Source organism: Kitasatospora sp. NPDC028961, assembly GCF_055564815.1.
Genome location: NZ_JBVHVO010000013.1, coordinates 14,373 through 32,888, shown reverse-complemented (window position 1 = coordinate 32,888; position 18,516 = coordinate 14,373). Strand labels below are relative to the sequence as shown.

Genomic DNA, 18,516 nt, shown 5'->3' with positions numbered 1-18,516 from the left:
TCCCACTGCTCTCCTACTTCCTCCCCTTCGTCCGGCGGAGGTACTCGGCGTAGCGCTTGTCCGCGTAGGCCTCGGCCTGGGCCTCCATGTCGGGCAGGTGGCCGTTCTTGTGATGGTAGAGCTCGTGGAGGATCGTCCTGAGGGCCGTCTCCATGTCCCGCAGCCCCTCCGTACTGATCTCGATCAGCGGGAGCTCGTTCGGCCCGAGGACGGCGACCCGCAGCGCGTTCCCGTTGCCCTTCCCGGTGAAGGGGCTGCTGCCGAGGGCGATGGAGTTGGGGTGCTCGATCTTCGGGACGTGGACGATGTCGTACCCCTTGACGCTCATCCCGGCCCGGCCGAGGGCGATGCGCACCGACTTGATGCTGACGCCGGTCCGGGCCGCCGCCTCGGACCCCCCGCCGGTCGCGGCGGCGGAGGTGCCGCCACCGCCCGGCGTGCCGCCGGTGCCGGTGGGCGTGTCTCCGGTCGCGGCGGGCTCGCCGCCACCGCCGTCGCCGGAGCCCTTCCCGCCCTCGGGCGCCTTGTCGGCCTTGCCCCCGCCGCCGGGTTCGCCGGGCTCCTTGCCGGTGCCCGACTTCGGGTTGCTGGGGCCCTCCGTCTTCGGTGTGGTGGGGGCGGGTTCCGCCTGCGGGGCGGTCGTGGTCGGCAGGTCGCCGTCCACGAACTTCCGGACCGCGCTGATGAAGCCGTCGCCCTCCGACATCGCGAGCTTGATGGCCTTGGCGCTCTTGAAGCCCCAGATGGTGCCCTTGACGAGGCCGACGCCGTCGATGGCCAGCGAGCCGATGGTGCCGGTCCACTGACCGGCGACGTAGGCGGTGGAGCTGGAGTCGGTGTCGAACAGCTCGGCCAGCGGGTCGTCGTCGACGTAACCGGTGTGGCCCAGCTTGTACGGGGTGTCGTTCTCGTAGTCGAAGATCTCGTTGAAGACCTCGTTGTCCCCGTTGTAGCAGTCCGCGGCGGCGTTCCACCCGTCCGAGAGGGTGTTGACGCTCCACTGCCACGGGTCGCCGACGACGGAGTCGCCGACGCCGGTGAAGAAGCCCCCGATGTCGTCGAGGCTCCACCACAGACCGGTCGGGTCGCTGCCCGAGACCGGGTTGTTCGCGGCGTAGGTGTAGCCGCCCATCTGGTTGGGATCGCCGGCCTCGAAGACCGGGTCCACCGACAGGAAGCGGCCGAGCACCGGGTCGTACTGGCGGGCGCCGAGGAGGTCCAGGCCGGTCGTCGGATCGGCCGGCTTGCCCAGGTAGCCGTGGTTGTCCGCCCAGGAGGCCGGGGCGGGACCGCGCTGGTTGCCGTACGGGTCGTAGGCCCGGCGGGTGATCGCCAGCGTCTTGGCGTCGACCTGGAGCTGGGCGGTGCCCTGCGGATTGGTCGGCTGGTAGCTGATGGTGCCGTTGCTCGCCCGGACGATGGTCGTGCCGTCGGGGCAGCTGTAGTACCGCAGGGCGCTGACGGCCTTGGTGGCCTTGTCGAGGGTGAGCTGCTCCGTGCCGCCGAACAGGTAGAGCGTGGTGCTGGTGGGCCCGCGCTGGAGGAGCAGCGCGCCGTCGGCGTCGTAGAGGTAGGTGGTCTCCTTCCCGTCGGTGGTGATGCCGGAGGTCGCGCCCTCGGCGTCGTAGCTGATGACCTGGTCGAGCGGCGCCGCTCCGGTACCGACCCGCCTGGTGGTGTTGCCCGCGTTGTCGTACGTCGGGGTGAGCGTGCTGGTGCCGGTCGTCGGGTTCGAGGTGACGATCCCGGTCGCCGCGTTCGGCCGGGTGGTCGGCGTCGCGCCGGCCACCGGGTAGCTGCTGGACTGCGTGGTGTCCTTGGCCGCGTTGCCGGTCACGTCGTGCTTGACCTGGAGCGTGCGGTCACCGAGCAGGTCGTACTGCCAGTCGGTCCAGTACGGGGCCGGGCCGCCGATGGTCGAGGGACCGGGCGTACTGGTCCTGCAGGCGGCGAGCTGCCCGGCCGTCGGGCTGGTGATCCCCTTCGTGTCGGTCCAGGCGGTGGTCAGCCGGCGCAGTGCGTCGTAGCTGAAGCACTGGGTGTCGGTGACCCGGTCGGCACCGCCCGAGGACTGGGTCTCGGAGACGGTGGTGAGGTTGCCCACCTGGTCGTAGCCGTAGGTGGTGTCGGAGATCGGGTTGGCGGTGTTGTTCTGCAGGGTGACCCGGTTGGTGGCGAGCCGGCCGGTGACCTGGTCGTAGGTCTGCGCGGTGCGCAGCTGCTTGGTCGGGGTGCCGATGGTGGTCTGCAGGACCTGGCCGAGCGGGCTGTAGCTGGTGGTGTTGACGTAGGGGGTGGTCGGCGAGCCCATGGAGACCAGGCCGCCCTGGAGGTTGTAGCCGAAGCCGACGGTCTCCTCGGCCAGACCGCCCGCGGCCCCGAAGGTCGTCGAGCCGAGCAGGCCGACGGTGTCGGTGTAGCTCGCGGCCGTGGTGTACGTGCCGGCGAGCTTGCCCTCGCCCACCGGGACGGTCACCGTGCTGCCGGTCGGCTGGTACGCGGTCGTGTACCCGTCGATCCGGGTGACGTAGGCGTCGCCGGCGCGGCCGTTGACGTACCGCGTCGTGGCGTCGGGGTAGCCCTTGGCCTTGGCGTCGAAGCTCCACTCGGCGAGCAGCTTCGTCTGGTCGGTGGTGCTGGTCCCCGCGTACTTCGCGGTGGTGCGGCCCATGCCGTCGTAGACGTACGACAGCCACTGGCCCCGGCCGTCCCGCGCCCTGGCGAGCCGGCCGAGGTCGTCGTACTCCTTGACCGAGGTGCCGCTGTCGGGGTCGGTCTGCGAGACCAGCTGACCGCGCAGGTCGTAGCTGTAGCTCCAGACGTTGCCGGCGGTGTCCTTGACCGAGGCGACGTCGCCCCTGGCGTCGAAGGTGTAGCTGGTGGTGACGTCGGCGCTGCCGACGGCGCCGGCGGCCCCGGTGGACCAGACGACCGCGTTGGACGCGTTGGACACCGCGACCACGCCGTCGCCCCGGACCATGAGGTAGGCGCCGGTGGCACCGGTCGTGCCGCTCCTCCAGAGCCGCGCCGTCCTGGTCGCGTTCTGGACCACGAAGTCGCCGTCGGCCTGCATGACCGCCACGGCGCCCGGGTTGCCGGACGTGCCCGAGGACCAGAGCGTCCGGCCGTCGGCGAGCCCGGTCAGCACCAGGTTCCCGTCCGCCCGCATCGCCAGCCGGACGCTCTTGGACACCACCGACGTGCCCGAGGCGATCACCGTGCCGGCGGTCAGCTTCCGGTCGGGGGTGTCGTCGTGCACGACGGTCGAGGTGGTGCGGCCGAGGCCGTCGGTGTAGGTCGTCGTGCGCGCCGCACCGACCGTGGTGTCGACGCGGTCGGCACCCGGGTAGGACGTGCCGGACTGCCACAGGGTGCTGGCGAACGAGACCTGCTGGACCGAGACCGGCCTGCCCTGTCCGTCGTAGGCGGTCCTGGTCACCGACGGGCCGGTGTTGTTGGTCTCCGCCCACATGCCGGTGCCCGCCTCGTGCGCGGCGTCGGTGTAGGGGGCGATGTTGGAGACGGCCCAGCCGTGCGAGTCGTAGAAGCTCGACGACACGAGGCGCCCGGCGGAGTTGTCCGCGGTCGTGGTCTGGCTCTGCCGCGGCCTCAGCAGCCCGTCGTAGTAGGTGACGGACTTGTTGTACGAGCCGTTCTCGCGCAGGGTCTCGGTGGTGACGGCGGAGGGGTCCGGCTTGTCGCCGGCACCGTGCACGTCGTAGCCGAACTTGCGGTCGGGGCTCTGGGTCGCCTTGCTGCGGCCCGGCGTCCACACCTTGGTGCGGCGGCCGAGAGCGTCGAACTCGACGTCGGTGATCCGGCCGTTGACGTCGACGGCGTGCGTGACGGCGCCGCGCGCCACCGAGATCGTGCTGGTGGCCACCCAGCCCAGCGGGTTCCTGGTCGACAGCGAGTCCGGGAGGACGCCGTCGGCCGGGAGGTAGGCGGTCGTGGTGGCGGCACCCACCGCGTCCACCGTCTTGGTGACGCGGCCGTACTTGTCGTACTCCAGCCCGCCGAGCGACTGGTAGGACGGCTGCCCGGGGGCGGTGTACGACTTGATGGACTGGGTGCCGGTCACCAACCCGAGCGAGCTGCCGTTGCGGCCGAGCACGCCGTAGGCGGCCGGGTCCGGCACTCCGGCGGCGCCGTCGTAGAAGAAGCGCTTGCCGTAGAGCGTGGTGGTCCCGCCGGGTGTGGTGCCGCACGGCCCGGCGACGGTGAGGACCTCGCTCGGGTAGATCAGCATCATCGGATTGGCGGCGGGCGCCGGGGCGTAGCCGGTGGTGGTGCAGGTCTGCTGCCCCGAGGCCGCCAGGTCGCCCTTCTCGTCGACCTGGTGGACCCGGCCGAGGTCGTCCATGGTGGTCACGGTCTGCACGGTCCGCCACGAGCCGTCGGACAGCAGGCCCAGCGAACGGGCCGAGGTCGAACGGACCTGGTGGGCCTTCAGGTCGGGGAGCGTGGACAGCTTCGCGGGTGCCGGGTCCTCCGAGGTCCAGGCCGTCTGGGCGGCACTGGCGGTCTCGGCGACCGTCGGCGGGTCGGCCAGCGTCTTGGCGACGACGCTGCCGCCGGCCTTGGTGAAGGTCTGCGTCTCGTAGGGGGCACCGGCCGACCAGGGGTTGTCGGTGATCTCCTCGTTGAGCGAGTTCCGCACCTTGGCGGTGCGCCTGGTCCCGTCCGCCTTGTAGTCGCCGTCCATGCCCTGGAGGTAGGAGACGACGCTCTGGGTGATCGGGTCCGGCGCGGCGCCGGTGGTGGTGGTGACGGTGCGGTAGCCCCGGAACTGGTTCCAGGTGCGGTGCTGGTCGTCGGTCAGGTCGGAGTCGTCACGGTGCCAGGCGGCGCCGTCGCCGTAGGCGTAGTTGGTCACCTTGGCCGGCGAGCCGGCCTTCGTCCCGTCGCTGTCGGTGACCTGGGCGACCAGGGTCTTGTGGAACCAGTCCTCGATCGGGTCCTTCCCGCCCGGCGTCGTCCACCAGACCGGGTAGCAGGCCATGGTGTTGGCGTCGGCCGAGGCCGGCATGGTGTTCTTCTCGCGCGAGCACTCCGGCGCCCGGTAGGTGACCGCGACGGATTCGCCGGTCTCGGTCTGGATGCTGGAGACGCGCGGGTGGAACAGCGGCGGGGCGGCCGGAGAGAGGCCGTCGACCCGGTTGTCCATCTCGATGCCGGTGAAGGTGACCGGGTCGAGGGTGAGCGGGCCGCCGCCGCCGGCGGAGGTGTCCCGGCCGGTGTGGACGATCTCGGAGAGCCACATCACGGACTGCAGGGCGCCGGCGTTCGTCGGGTCCTGGGTCTTGCCGGTGACCGGGTCGTAGGTGCCGCCGGCGTCGGAGAAGACCTGCTTCAGCTCGAAGCTGTCGACGTCCTGCCAGCCTGAGCCGGTACGGACCTTGGTGTCCACCGACTTCAGCCGGAAGGTCGACCAGAAGGTCGGTCCGCCGGTGAGGCAGACCCCGTCGGTGTCGTCGTCCTCGACCTTGTTCTTGTCGGTGGCGAGGCAGGTCAGGTCGTACGGCGTGTCCGGCCAGTTGGTCGCGGTGTCCCGCGACAGGTTGTCGAGGGTGCAGACGCTGTCGGAGGTCGTGCAGCGTTGCGCCGCGTTGAACACGACCTTGGCGGCGGGCTCGCGGCCGGCCTGCGCGTCCGTCAGCTGGTAGCCGTAGGAGATCTGGGTGAGGCGGCCGCCCCGGGTGTACTGGGTGAGGGTGCCGCCCTTGTCGTCCTTGGCGACCTGGCCGTAGCCCATGTTGTAGTAGTTGGACTCGGTCGACCAGTCGTAGCGCTGGATGTTGCCGTGCGGGTCCACGGCGAAGTCGAGGTTGAACCGGTAGCCGACCGGCTGGTCGCACCGCGAGTCATTGCCGTCGGCGGAGTCGTGGCACGGGTCCTCCGCCTTCGGGTGGTAGACCGGCACGCCCCAGGCGCTGTTGGTCGCCGTGTCCGACGTGGTGCCCGGCGCGTGGTTCAGGCCCAGGTAGTACGCGGTGCCGTCGGTGGTGGTGACCTTGAAGTACTCACCCTGCCACAGGCCGTTGGTGGCCCCGGTCAGCCGCTCGATCCTCGTGCCGTCGTCGTTCTGCAGCCGGTAGCCGCCCGAGGAGTCCCGGAGCAGCTCGCCGGTGTGCGAGCCGAGCGAGATCGTGGCGTTCCAGCCGCCCCAGCACTCGTCCCCGGAGTCCTCGATGCCCTGGTCCTTGCACGCCTTGTAGGAGCGCTCGATGAAGCCCGGGCTGTAGCCCCAGCCGTCACCGATCCACGAGGACTGCGAGTTGCGGGCCGAGGTCTCGCCGTCCACCGACTGCGAGTCGTAGGCGAGGGTGACCGCCGGCGCGGCGCCGCCGAGCGACGGCGGCACGGTGATCGGGTAGGCGTAGGTGAACGCGCCGGAGGCGGAGGCCGTCCAGGCGCCCGAGGCGGACAGCGAGGTCGCCCCGTAGTCGCCCTGCGAGCCGCCGGAGCCGGCGACCGCCGCGACCGCCATGGTGGCCCCGGCCGAGCGCGCGGCCGACGACGCGGCGGCGAAGCCGCTCGTACCGGTCCGCGCGTCGGAGGCGACCGCGACCGTACCCGACAGCGTCCGGGCCCGCGGGTCGTTGGTGAACTCGATCGGCGTCTGCCGGCGGCACTCCGCGCGCTGCGGCGTCGTCAGTGCACAGCCCGGCAGCGCGACCAGCCGCAGCCGGGAGGCCCAACCGCCGCCGTACGCCTGCTCGATGGAGCTGTAGTCGAGCGACACCGAGACGCCGCCCACCCCCGGCCTGCCGTCACCGCGGGCCAGTCCGACCAGGAGCCCGTCGACGCCGGCGGCCTTGGCGCCGCTCCGGTCGGCCAGCCGGACCTCGACCGAGGAGAGCGGCGCGACCGGGGCGACCGGGGCGACCAGGCGCCCGGACCGCGGGCCGAGCGCCGAGGTCGGGACGGCGGACACCGAGACCGGGGTACCGCCCGCCTTCAGGCGCCCGGTGGCCGGCGAACCGCCGAGGTCGACGGTGGCGGTGGAGCCGCCGGGCCAGCGGGCCGCCTCCGGGGTGTGCGTCCGGAGCTCCCGGGCGCCCTTCGGAACGGCCGGCTTCGGGGCGGGGCGCGCCGCGCCCACCGGCCCCCCGGGCACCTTCGGTTGCTGGGGGAGCGGGTCGGCCGACCATATCTCGCCGGTGTAGCGGTAGGGGCCTACGAGGACGTCGGTGGCCACCGCCAGCGGCGTCGCCAGCGAGAACGCGGCAACCGTCGCCATCGCGACCGTCCCCCGTCTCGCCCATCCCCTCCCCCGGGCAGCACGAGACCATCGCACTTTCGCGCGCATCGTGAATCATCCCCCTATTAACAGTTTTGGACGGCCCCGGGGCTGATGCACCATCACGCGATCCCGCCCCTGGCCAGGGCGAACCGTATTGCCACACACGCATCACCGGCAATACCCTTCCCCGGCAGTCACATCGCTCACAACATTCACACCCGACCCAGGGGTTTCGACGGGTCGGGTGTCCGATGCCTGCGATGTGGCCAAATCCACTGCCCGCCAGGGGGGTTGTGAATCCCCCCGCGAAACGGTCGCGGGCACCAGACACATTCGAAGGATCTTTCGTGGGGGAAAACACCCGCGTCCCACGCGGTGGGACGCGATCGCCAGGACGTCGGCTCGCGCTGACGGCGGCGCTCGCCGGCCTGATACTCGGCACCGCCGGCCCGGCCCTGGCCGACGACCGGCCAGCGGACCGGCCCGCCGTCTCCGACTCACCGATGAGGGCGGCCTCCGAACGCGCGAAGAAGGAGCGGAAGCCGGTCGCGGTCGAGGAGTTGACCTCCGAGACGACCCAGACGGTGGCCAACGCGGACGGCACCTTCACGCTGACCGACCACGTCCAGCCGGTCCGGGTGAAGCGCGACGGCTCCTGGTCGGCCGTGGACGCGACCCTGGCGAGGAACGGCGACGGCACCTTCTCGCCGAAGGCCACCCCGGCCGGGCTGGCCCTCTCCGGCGGCGGCTCCGGCCCGCTGGCCACGCTCACCGACGCCAAGGGCCGCCGGCTCTCCGTCACCTTCCCGGTCGCCCTGCCCGCTCCGGCCGTCACGGGTGACAGCGCGACCTACGGCAACGTCCTGCCCGGCGTCGACCTGCGGGTCATCGCCAACGACCAGGGCGGCCTGCGCGAGGTCCTGGTCGTCCACGACGCCGCGGCCGCCGCCGACCCGGCGCTGAAGTCCCTGAAGCTCGCGGTCGCCACCAGCGACGGGCTGACCGTGGCCGCCGACGAGAACGGCTCCGTCACCGCGCGGACCACCGACGGGACGACGGCGTTCACCGCGCCGACCCCGGTCATGTGGGACTCCTCGACCACCGCCGGTACGGTCGCGGCGCGGCCCGCCGAAGCACCCGCCCCGGCGGCGCGCAAGGGCGAGCTCAGGTCGGCCCGCGTCGACGAGGCGCCGCCCGCCGCGCCCGCCCCCACCCGCTCCACCGAACGCGAGCCCGGCACCGGCGCGCAGCTCAAGCGGATCGCCGTGACGGCCGAGGCCGGCGCACTGACCCTGGTACCCGACGCGGGGCTGCTGACCGGCCCGGACACCGTGTGGCCGCTGTACATCGACCCCTCGGTCAGCCCGGTGACCAACGGCACCAGCCACTACGCCACGGTCCGGGAGGGCTGCCCCGGCATCGTCGCCTACGACGAGCCGCAGGACAACGGCCAGGGCGCCGGCTACCAGCACTGGAACGACTGCCAGGGCCTGTACCGGTCCTTCTACCAGATCGACACCAGCAACCTGACCGGTGACATGGTGGTCTCCCGGTCGGAGTTCCACATCACCGAGACCTACGGTGCGTCCTTCGACTGCAACCACACCGCGCCGGTGTCCCTGGCCACCGTCAGCGAGCTCGCGACCGACACCAAGTGGTCCAAGCAGCCCTGGGTGACCGGCGACGGGTGGCTCGGCGGCGCGCAGTACCCGAAGAGCTCCAACATCTCGAACCACTGCGGCAACCACGAGGCCGTGTTCAACGTCACCGGCCAGATGCAGAAGCTCGTCGGCCACAACTCCAACTGGACCGTCGGCATCTTCGGCAACGAGACCAAGTCGTCGGGCAACAACGACTTCATGCGGTTCAACACCAATCCGTACGTGGTCACGGTGTTCGACATCGCGCCCAACGCCCCCGACATGATCAGCCTCAGTCCGCAGCCGCACAGCCCGGACAGCAACGGCTGCGACGGCGTGAACATCGGCTGGATCGGCAACTCCGGCACCACCGGCAGCGCCTCCAACATCACCCTGAACGCCCGGCTCTCCACCAAGATGAGCGGTGTCAACCTCCAGGCCATGGCGCACGTCTGGGACAACATGTCCAACGACGGCGGTGGCAACCCGGCCGGCAAGTCCTGGCCGTGGAGCGCGTCGGTGAGCAACTGGGGCACCGTCTACGACAACGTCGGCTTCACCGTCGAGGACGGCCACCAGTACGGCTGGAACATGATCGCCAGCGACGGCACCCTGACCGGCCCCAGCTCCCCCTACTGCTACTTCAACGTCGACCTGACCCCGCCGAGCATCCCGACGGTCGCCGACAACGCGGCCTTCCCGCCGCTCGGCAGCGACCGGACGCCCACCGGCCACGCCGGCGCCCCCGGGGCCAAGGTGCGGGTCACCGCCAACGACCCGGTGCCGGGCGGCTGCACCCGCGGCAGCTGCGTGAGCAGCGGGATCGACCGGTTCGAGTACTCGCTGGACGCCAACATCCCCGGCGGCGGCCCGTCCGTCCCCGCCGTCCAGGCGGCCGGCGGCACCGCGACCGCGGACGTCCCGATCAGTGTGAGCAGCGCCCAGTGGGGCACCCACACGCTGTTCGTGCGCGCCGTCGACAAGGCCGGCAACACCCAGGGCACCGTCGCCCAGTACAGCTTCTTCGCCCCGTTCGACCCCAGCGCCAAGGTGGCCCCGGGCGACCTGAACGGCGACGGGGTCCCGGACCTCGCCGCCACCACGACCGCCGGCGACCTGGTGCGCGTCCCGGGCGGCGGCTCCACCGAGGACCTCGAAACCATCTCCACGCCGGCGACCAGCCCGGACGGCACCGGCTGGAACAACTACCTGGTCGCCCACCGCGGCACCCTCACCGCGGCCATGGCCGACGACCTGTTCGCCTATCAGAAGACGACCCACAAGCTGTACCTGTACCAGAACGACGCCAACACGGCGGGCGGCACCACGGGCCACTTCACGCTGACCCAGAACGTCGTCCCCCTCAACAACTCCGCGGGCTGCCCCGCCAAGGGTTCGGACGGCACCTGGAACAAGGTCACCCAGATCCTGGCACCCGGCAAGCTCGCCCAGATGGCCGACGTACCGGACCTGGTGACGGTCGACAACGCGGAGCTCTGGTACTTCCCGGGCACCTACCAGGCGGGCTGCAACCTCGCCGCGGGCGTGAAGATCGGCACCGGTGACTGGTCCCGCACCACCCTGCTCGCACCGGGCACGGTGAACGGCGTCCCCACCCTGTGGGCCCGCGAGAACGCCACCGGCGCCGTCAGCAGCTTCCCGCTGACCTTCGACGGCAACGGCGTCCCGACCACCCGGATCACCGCTCCGACCAGGGCCCCGCTGACCTCCGGCGTGCTCGACACCGCCGGTAAGAACATGTGCCTGGACATCAACGGCTCGAACACCGCCAACGGCACACCGGCGCAGATGTACAACTGCAACACCACCGACGCGCAGAGCGCCGCCCTCGGCACCGACAGCAGCGTCCACCTGCTGGGCAAGTGCCTCGACGTGAGCCGCGGCGGCCTCGACAACGGCAGCCCGGTCCAGCTCTGGGACTGCAACGGCACCGGCGCCCAGAAGTGGGTCCCCGGTCCGTTCGCCGGCTCGCTGCTCAACCCGCAGTCCGGCCGGTGCCTGGCCGACCCCGCGGCGTCCAACACGCCCAAGACCCAGCTGATCCTCTGGGATTGCCTGACCGACCACGCCGAGCAGGTCTGGGCCGCGACCACCACGGGCAAGGCCCTGCCGCCGGCCCAGCCGGTCCTCCCGACCGGCCTCGGCGACCGGCTGGCCCCGACCGTGGCCTCCCCCGGTGACGTCGACGGCGACGGCAACCCCGACCTGTACGGGACGTCCGCCACCGGCACCGTCACCCGGCTCCCGGGCGCCCGGACGCCGGCCGCTCAGGCGGCCGACCGCTGGAGGCTGACCGACACCGCCGACAGCCGGCGGGCCAACGACCTGACCGTGGCCGGCGGAGCGGCCGTCGGCCCCGACGCCACCCGGGGCACGGTCCTGAACCTGCCCGGCGGCACCGGCTACGCGGTCAGTGCCACCGGCTCCGTCGACACGCGCAAGAGCTACACCGTCTCCGCCTGGGTCAAGCCCGGCGACCTGGCCAACACCTCCGTGTTCGTCAGCCAGGGCGGCACCAACAACGTCGGCCTCCAGCTGTACTACTCCGCCTGGGCGCACGCCTTCGCGTTCGGCCGCAACGTCGACGACTCGGCCGTCGACACCTTCAACGCCGTCTACGGCCCGACCACCGGCGGCCTCAGCCCCAGGCTCAACACCTGGACCCACCTGACCGGGGTCTACGACGCCGGTACCAAGCAGCTCCAGCTCTTCGTCAACGGCGCCGCGGCCGGTGCCGCGGCCTACGCCGGCACCGAGTGGAACGCCACCGGACCGGTCCAGATCGGCCGGCGGGTCCTGGCCGGCGGGTACGCCCAGTACGCGACCGGCGCGGTCGGCGACGTCGTGATCGTCCCGTCCGCGCTGCCCGCCACCGCCGCCGCGGCGCTGGCCACCGACACCGCCCAGTTCGACGCCCCGGTGCTGCTCGGCGACGTCCACCGGCCCACCGACCGGTGGAGGCTCACCAACTCCGCCGACGAGATCCGGCCGGCCAACAGCCTCACCGTCTCGGGCTCGGCCTCGTTCGTCAACGACACCACCCGCGGCACCGTCCTCGGCCTGTCCGGCGCCACCGACGCGCTGGCCACCACCGGCGGCCCGGTCGTCGACACCGCCAGGAGCTACTCCGTCTCGGCCTGGGCCTACCTGACCGGGACGAACGACTACGCGACCGTGGCGGCCCAGTCGGGTACCAGCGTGAGCGCCTTCTACCTGCAGTACTCGAAGGCCTTCAACGCCTGGACATTCGTCTCGCCGTCCGGCGACTCGACCGGACCGGCCTCCTACCCGGCCGCGTTCGCGAGCACGCCGCCGGCCCTCAACACCTGGACCCACCTGGTCGCCACCTACGACGCGCCCGGCCAGACCATGAGCCTGTACGTCAACGGCAAGCTCGCGGCCACCGCCGTCAACTCCACTCCGTGGGCCTCCACCGGCCCCCTGACCATCGGCTCGGCCAAGAACGGGAACAGCTTCCCCGGCCGGATCAGCGACGTCCAGACCTGGACCAGCGCGCTCTCCCCGGCCGCCGTCGCCTCGCTCGACTCGGAGCAGCCCGTGCTGACCCAGCTCGTCTGACCCAGCCCGTCCGACCCAGCTCGTCCGAACCGCTGGGCCGGTCCATGACGTCGGCCTCCGGGACCCGCCAACGGTCCCGGAGGCCGACGTTCCGCTGTGTGGCGCCCCTGCGGACGGCTAGCCGAAGACCGCCCGGCGGAAGGCGTTGCGCAGGTCGGTGAGGGGCTGGGTCTCGCGGCTGTAGTGCACCTTGTTGGTGAGCAGCAGCGCCCAGCGGCCGAGCCGGCGGGAGACCCAGATCCCGGTGCCGGTGAAGCCGTAGTGGACGAAGGTGCCGTCGGCGGGTTCGGTGCCGGGGGCGCAGAGCCAGGACAGGCCGCGCGCGGGGGCGAGTCCGCCGGTCTGTTCGCGCAGCGACTCGGCGATCCAGGGCCCGGCCCAGGGCAGCGCGGCCGGCGGGTCGACCAGGGCGGTGAGGAAGCGTTCGAGGTCGCGGGCGGTGGAGAAGGCGCCCGCGTTGCCGCAGACGCCGCCGAGCAGCCGGGCCGAGGGGTCGTGCACCACCCCGCGCAGCGGGGCGCCGACGGCCCGGTCGTACTCGGTGGGTGCGGCGCGGGCGGCCGACGCCGGACCGAGCGGGCCGAAGCGGGTGTCGGTCATGCCGAGCGGGCGCCAGACCTGCCGTTCGGCGAGCACGTCGAGCGGGGCGCCGGCCAGGTCCTCGACCAGGTGGCCCAGCAGCACGGCGGCACGGTCGGTGTACTCGACGGCGGTGCCGGGCGGCCGGTGCAGCGGGGCGGCGACGACGCCGGCCCGGATCGCCGCCCGGTCCCGGCCGTAGCGCTGCTCGAACTCCGTGCGCAGCGGCAACCCGGCCGTGTGAGCGAGGAGTTGACGGGCCGTCACGCACCCCGTCGGCTGCCCCGCGGCCGGCGGCCAGTAGTCGCCGAGCGGGCGGTCGAGCGGGAGCCGGCCGGCCTGCCGGAGCGCGCCCGCACACGGCCAGAGGGCGACGATCTTCGTGAGGCTGGCGAGGTCGAAGAGCGTGTCGGGCCCCATCTCCAGCCCCTCGTACGGGCCTTGGCCTAGCACCCCGACGGAGCCCCGGCCCCGCCCGCCGGCGGCGTCACCGACGGCCCAGACGCCGCCCGTGCCGACCCGGCGCAGCCCCGCCTCCACCAATCGCTCCAACTCCCCGCCGGGGGCGCCGAGCACGGCCGGCGAGTCGGGGGCCGCGGCCCGTACCGGCTGCTCCTCCACGCCTGCCCCCGCCCGCTCAACCACCGGTCCGCCCGGAGCCTACCCAGCGGGCGGGCGGTCAGACGGCGGCCACGCCGCCGAACTCCTTGCCGAGGCAGATGCTCTGCGGGTGGTCGCGGTAGATGCCGAACTTCTGGATCGGGTCGTAGCCCTCGGATCCGTAGAGCGCGACCGCCTCGGGCTGCTCGGTGCCGGTCTCCAGCACGAACCTGGTCCGGCCGGCCTCGGCGGCGGTCTGCTCCAGGCGGCGCAGCACCGTCCGCGCGAGGCCCCGCCCGCGGGCCCGGGGGACGACGAACATCCGCTTCAGCTCGGCGTCGCCGTCGCGCAGGCCGTGCGGGCCGGCCTGTTTGGCGCGCCAGCCGCCGCAGGCCACCGGCTGGCCGTCGAGGTAGGCGATCAGGAACAGACCGGCCGGCGCCTCGAAGTCGTCGGGGTGCAGCTCGGTGAGGTCGCCCTCGCCGTAGCGGCGGACGTACTCCTCCTGCACCTCCGCCGAGAGGCGCTGGGCGTCCGGGTGGCCGTAGCCGGTGACGCGGATCTCGATGATGTCGCCCTTGCCGTCCCGCGGCTCGGCGGTCCCCGTGATGCTCTCCATGGTTGAAAAGACTACGACCTCGGGTCAGCGGCCCTCGAACCGGGCGACCAGCTCCTCCTTGCCGAACATCCGGGCGGTGTCGACGGCGGACGGCGTACCGGCCGTCGGGTCGGCGCCGCCCGCCAGCAGGGCGGTCAGCACGTCCTCGGCGCCCTTGAAGACGGCGCCGGCCAGCGGGGTCTGGCCGCGGTCGTTGGCCCGGTTCGGGTCGGCGCCGCGCGCCACCAGGGCGGTGACGGCGGCGGCGTGCCCGTGGTACGCGGCGAGCATCAGCAGGGTGTCGCCGCGGTCGTTGGTCAGGTTGGCGGGCGCGCCGGCGTCGACGTAGGCGGCGAGGGTGTCGGTGTCACCGGCCCGGGCCGCGTCGAAGAGCTTCCCGGCCAGCTCGATCACCTCGGAGTCCGGGGCGTCGGCGGGCTGCTGGCTGGCGGCGTCGGTCATGGCGGGCCTCTCCTGGGCGTTCTCGGGCACCCCGGGCCTCGCCCGGGAGCTTCTCGGTCTGTCGGTCGCGCGTACCGCACCGTAGCGGCCCGGTGCGCGGACGATCCAGCGCGCGTCCGGACTTCGGACGCAGGCCCGACCGCGGCATTCCCCCACACGACACACGGGCGGGAAGGTTTCGCCGCCGTTCGAGCGAACTTCCCGGGCCCCCCGGCCCTTCCCGGCCCCCCGCCGGGAATGCCTCGCCGCGCCGGTACACGGGGCCGCCGGGCCGCGTTCCGGGCGGTTCGCATACCTCCCCCCGGCGCCCATCCGGGTATTGGCCGAGAAGACCACCCATTTGCACCGTTCCATCATCTATTACTTTTTGTCACGATTAAGGCACATTCCGTGACACTGTCCCTGTCCCCCTCCCCGAGGAGCAGAGCGTGATCCTCTCGATTTCCGGCATCGTCCTGTTCGGCACCATCGCCTTTCTCTTCTTCCGCAGGGACGGACTAAAGGTCTCCCACGCGATCGTCTGCGCCCTGCTCGGCTTCTACATCGCCGGTTCCTCGATCGCTCCGAGCATCACCGCGGGCGGCGCCAGCCTGGCCAGCCTGCTCGGCGGCCTCAAGTTCTAGCGCGGCCACTCCCCCGTACGGGCCCGGGCGCGGATCCCACCGCCCCCGGGCCCCGTCGTACACCCGATGCCGACCCCCTGAACCCGACCGTCCCACTCGCCCGGGGAGCCAAGGAATGCCGCTCAACCGCCACCTCAGCAAGGGCCGCGACCTCGCCCGCACGGCCGGCGACCACGCCTCCGACATGTTCGCGCCGCTGACCGTCATCGGGCGCGGGATGCGCCACCACGTCGCCTGGGCCAAGAGCCGCTGGCAGGCCACCCCGAAGGACCGGCGCGGACCGACCGTCTTCCTGGTCGCCGCCATGCTGCTCGGCATCTACCTGCTGCCGCACGGGCTGCTGTTCGCCCTGGTGGCCCTGATGGCCAGCGCCGCCTGGAACGGCCGCTCCCCCAAGGGCCCGGCGGGCCCGCCCGAGCCGGACGTCGTCGACGTCAAGCTCACCGCCCTGTACGCCGCGCTGACCCCGTACCTGGCCTCGCCGGACGACCTCTGCCCGCTCTACCACCACGAGGGCGGCTACAAGGACGTCTTCAGCGCCTGGGAGTTCGACGCCGAGGGGCGGCTCTCCCGGCTGGAGCTGGTCTACCCGGCCTACTTCACCGACACCGAGCCCGCCGCCCGGGCCCGGATCGAGCAGGTCGTCCAGGGCAAGGCCGGCCGCGCCCGGGAGTACCGCTTCGACTGGGACGAGGAGTCCAACCGGCTGCGGATCGCCGCCCTGGCCCCGCTGCCCACGGACATCGCGGCCCAGCGCTTCGTGACCACGCCCGGCGAGATCGTGCTGGGCTTCACCGACGAGGCCGGCAGCGCCCGGACCATCCCGGTGGGCCAGGGCGGCGCCGTCACCCAGCAGCCGCCGGTGGTCTGGCGCACCGGCCCCCGCTCGGGCGAGCCGCACCTGCTGGCGCTCGGCGTGACCGGCTACGGCACCTCCAGCCTGATCCGGTCGATCGCGCTCCAGGCGCTGCCCCACGGCGACCTGGTGGTGATCGACGGCGCCGGCACCGGCGAGCACGCCTGCCTGGTCAGCCGGCCCGGCGTGCACACCGTGGAGACCAGCCTGCACGGCGCGCTGGCCGCGCTGGAGTGGGTCGCCCAGGAGACCGAACGCCGGCTGACCGCGCTGAACGCCGCCCGGCACGCGGGGGCGGCCGCGCCCGAGGACGTCACCCGGCCGCTCTGGCTGCTGCTCGACCACCCGACCGAGCTGAGCGAGCTGGCCCACGCCGAGGGCCGGCCGGACCCGCAGGACCTGCTGGAGCTCCCGCTGCGGCACGGCCGGGCCGCCCGGGTCACCGTGGTGTTCGCCGACGACATCGAGGCCCGGGACCGGATCACCCCGACCGTGCGGGCCACCACCCGGGCCCGCGTCCTGCTCGGCCCGACCGGCCCCGAGGAGTCCTACGGCACGCTCGGCGCGCCGCTGGACATCGTGCCCGCCGCGCACGCCCCGGCCGGCCGCGGCTACGCCCGGATCGGCACCGGCACACCGGTCCGCCTCCAGGTGCCGGCCACCGTCGACCCGCTGGACGAGGAGGCCCCGGCCCAGCTGCGCGAGGCGGTGATCGCCCTGCTCCCGCACCGCGACACCCGGACCGAGGCGGCCGCGCCGGTCGACGTCCCGCCGCGCCCGGCCGGCCCGCCGCCGGTACCCGTGGCCGAGCCGGTCCAGCAGCCGCAGGCGGTCGACCTGGGCAAGGAGCACGCGCCCCTGCGGTTCCGTCCACTGGCCTGAAAGGGGCCCGCCGGGGCGGGGCGACGTAGGGCGGCGGATCCCGTCCCGGTAGGCTCGTGGTGGAAAGGCCGACCGATCACCAGATGTGAAATAGGTGACACCTGGGGTGATATCCACGGCCAGATGTGACAAATCGGGCGCCGGTGGGTACAAACAGGGGCGGCACGACAGACGACGCATGTCCCGGGACGGGAATCTTCGTCGGAAGCCGAGCGTTGACCGAACGACGAAGAACAGCGACCACTAGTCCTGTGGGCCATAAGCCCGGGAGGCACGATTCATGAGCGAGCGAGCTCTCCGCGGCACGCGACTCGGGGCCACTAGCTACGAGACCGACCGTGGTATCGATCTGGCTCCCCGCCAGACCGTCGAGTACGCATGTCAGAACGGACACCGATTCGAGGTTCCTTTCTCGGTCGAGGCGGAGATCCCCTCGGCCTGGGAATGCCGCTTCTGCGGCCAGGAGGCAGTACTCCTCGACGGTGACGAGCCTGAGGAGAAGAAGACCAAGCCCACGCGTACCCATTGGGACATGCTGATGGAGCGCCGCACGCGCGAGGAGCTGGAGGAGGTGCTGGCCGAGCGGCTGGCCGTACTCCGCTCCGGAGGGATGAACCTCGCGGTACACCCGCGGGACACCCGCAAGAGCGCCTGACCCGTTTCCCGCCCCGGCGGGAGCACGCGAAAAGGGACCCTGGCCCCCAGGGTCCCTTTCGCATGTCCGGGTCCTTCGACGGCGGCCGCCCCGGGGCGCTGATGCCCCGGGGCGGCCGCCGTCGCCGGTCAGCCCTTCAGCGGCGGACGGTAGGCGGTGTCCGGGCCCTGCGGGCCGGCGCCCGGCTCGACCACCTCGCCCTGGATCACCTTGCCGTCCGGGCGGTGGATGCGCAGCTGCTCCTGCAGCCGCACCGCGTCCGCGAGCGGATCGGCCCCGAGGCCGGCGGTGCTGCGCAGCGCCTTGTCCGCGAAGCGGCGCCCGGCGGCCCGCCAGAGCGCCCGGGTCGGCGGGAGGAGCAGGGTCAGCGCCAGCGCGTCCGAGAGGAAGCCCGGCAGCATCAGCAGCAGGCCGGCCAGCACGGTGAGGCTGGTGCCGGTCTGCGGATGCTGCGACTTCGGGTCCCGGCTCTGGTCGATCGCCGCGGACAGCGCCTTCAGCCCCGCGCGCTTGATCAGCGAACCGCCGATCAGGGCCCCGGCGATCAGCAGCAGCACGACGGTCAGGCCGCCCAGCCACGAGCCCACCTGGACCAGCAGCCAGATCTCCAGCACCAGCCAGGCGGTGACCACCAACGGCAGCACCCGGCGGAGCTTTCCGCGCCGGGCCTGAGGGGCAGGGGTAGCTTGCTGGGTCACGGTACGAATCCACTCCATAGCGGTGCTCTGCGCGCCGCACGGGAGGTCCGGGCCGGCTACGGCACCACCTGGTCCAA

9 protein-coding genes are annotated in these 18,516 nt (G+C 72.6%); 4 read left to right on the top strand and 5 right to left on the bottom strand.

The window, feature by feature from the left end; translation table 11 throughout:
* Window positions 1-13: 13 nt before the first annotated feature.
* Window positions 14-7,243 (bottom strand): RHS repeat domain-containing protein, encoded by a 7,230-nt coding sequence (locus ACZ4UX_RS22335; protein ID WP_465707918.1) that lies wholly within the window; start codon window positions 7,241-7,243, stop codon window positions 14-16.
* 506 nt (window positions 7,244-7,749) lie between these two features.
* On the opposite strand from ACZ4UX_RS22335, the gene ACZ4UX_RS22330 reads away from it, so the two are divergent.
* Entirely contained in the window at window positions 7,750-12,486 is a 4,737-nt protein-coding gene (locus ACZ4UX_RS22330; RefSeq protein WP_465707917.1) for a LamG-like jellyroll fold domain-containing protein, read from the top strand.
* 117 nt (window positions 12,487-12,603) lie between these two features.
* Here ACZ4UX_RS22330 and ACZ4UX_RS22325 read toward each other — a convergent pair whose 3' ends face one another.
* The 3 genes from ACZ4UX_RS22325 to ACZ4UX_RS22315 all read right to left on the bottom strand — a co-directional run bounded on the left by ACZ4UX_RS22325 (window position 12,604) and on the right by ACZ4UX_RS22315 (window position 14,725).
* Window positions 12,604-13,686 (bottom strand): serine hydrolase domain-containing protein, encoded by a 1,083-nt coding sequence (locus ACZ4UX_RS22325; protein WP_465707916.1) that lies wholly within the window; start codon window positions 13,684-13,686, stop codon window positions 12,604-12,606.
* A gap of 58 nt (window positions 13,687-13,744) precedes the next feature.
* Window positions 13,745-14,233, bottom strand: coding sequence for a GNAT family N-acetyltransferase (locus tag ACZ4UX_RS22320; RefSeq protein ID WP_465708017.1), 489 nt, complete (start codon window positions 14,231-14,233; stop codon window positions 13,745-13,747).
* A gap of 75 nt (window positions 14,234-14,308) precedes the next feature.
* Window positions 14,309-14,725, bottom strand: coding sequence for an ankyrin repeat domain-containing protein (locus ACZ4UX_RS22315; protein ID WP_465707915.1), 417 nt, complete (start codon window positions 14,723-14,725; stop codon window positions 14,309-14,311).
* A gap of 428 nt (window positions 14,726-15,153) precedes the next feature.
* Between ACZ4UX_RS22315 and ACZ4UX_RS22310 the strand changes: the two genes are divergently transcribed.
* The 3 genes from ACZ4UX_RS22310 (at window position 15,154) to ACZ4UX_RS22300 (ending at window position 17,741) form a co-directional block, all read left to right on the top strand.
* Window positions 15,154-15,348 (top strand): hypothetical protein, encoded by a 195-nt coding sequence (locus tag ACZ4UX_RS22310; RefSeq protein ID WP_327674940.1) that lies wholly within the window; start codon window positions 15,154-15,156, stop codon window positions 15,346-15,348.
* A 115-nt stretch (window positions 15,349-15,463) separates the two neighbouring features.
* Entirely contained in the window at window positions 15,464-17,086 is a 1,623-nt protein-coding gene (locus ACZ4UX_RS22305; protein WP_465707914.1) for a hypothetical protein, read from the top strand.
* Between the two features lie 280 nt (window positions 17,087-17,366).
* Entirely contained in the window at window positions 17,367-17,741 is a 375-nt protein-coding gene (locus tag ACZ4UX_RS22300; protein WP_030396357.1) for an RNA polymerase-binding protein RbpA, read from the top strand.
* 128 nt (window positions 17,742-17,869) lie between these two features.
* Here the strand turns inward: ACZ4UX_RS22300 and fxsA are convergent, their stop codons facing one another.
* A complete protein-coding gene (gene fxsA, locus ACZ4UX_RS22295) occupies window positions 17,870-18,439 on the bottom strand; it encodes an FxsA family membrane protein (RefSeq protein WP_465707913.1) in 570 nt (189 codons plus the stop codon).
* Window positions 18,440-18,516: the final 77 nt, after the last annotated feature.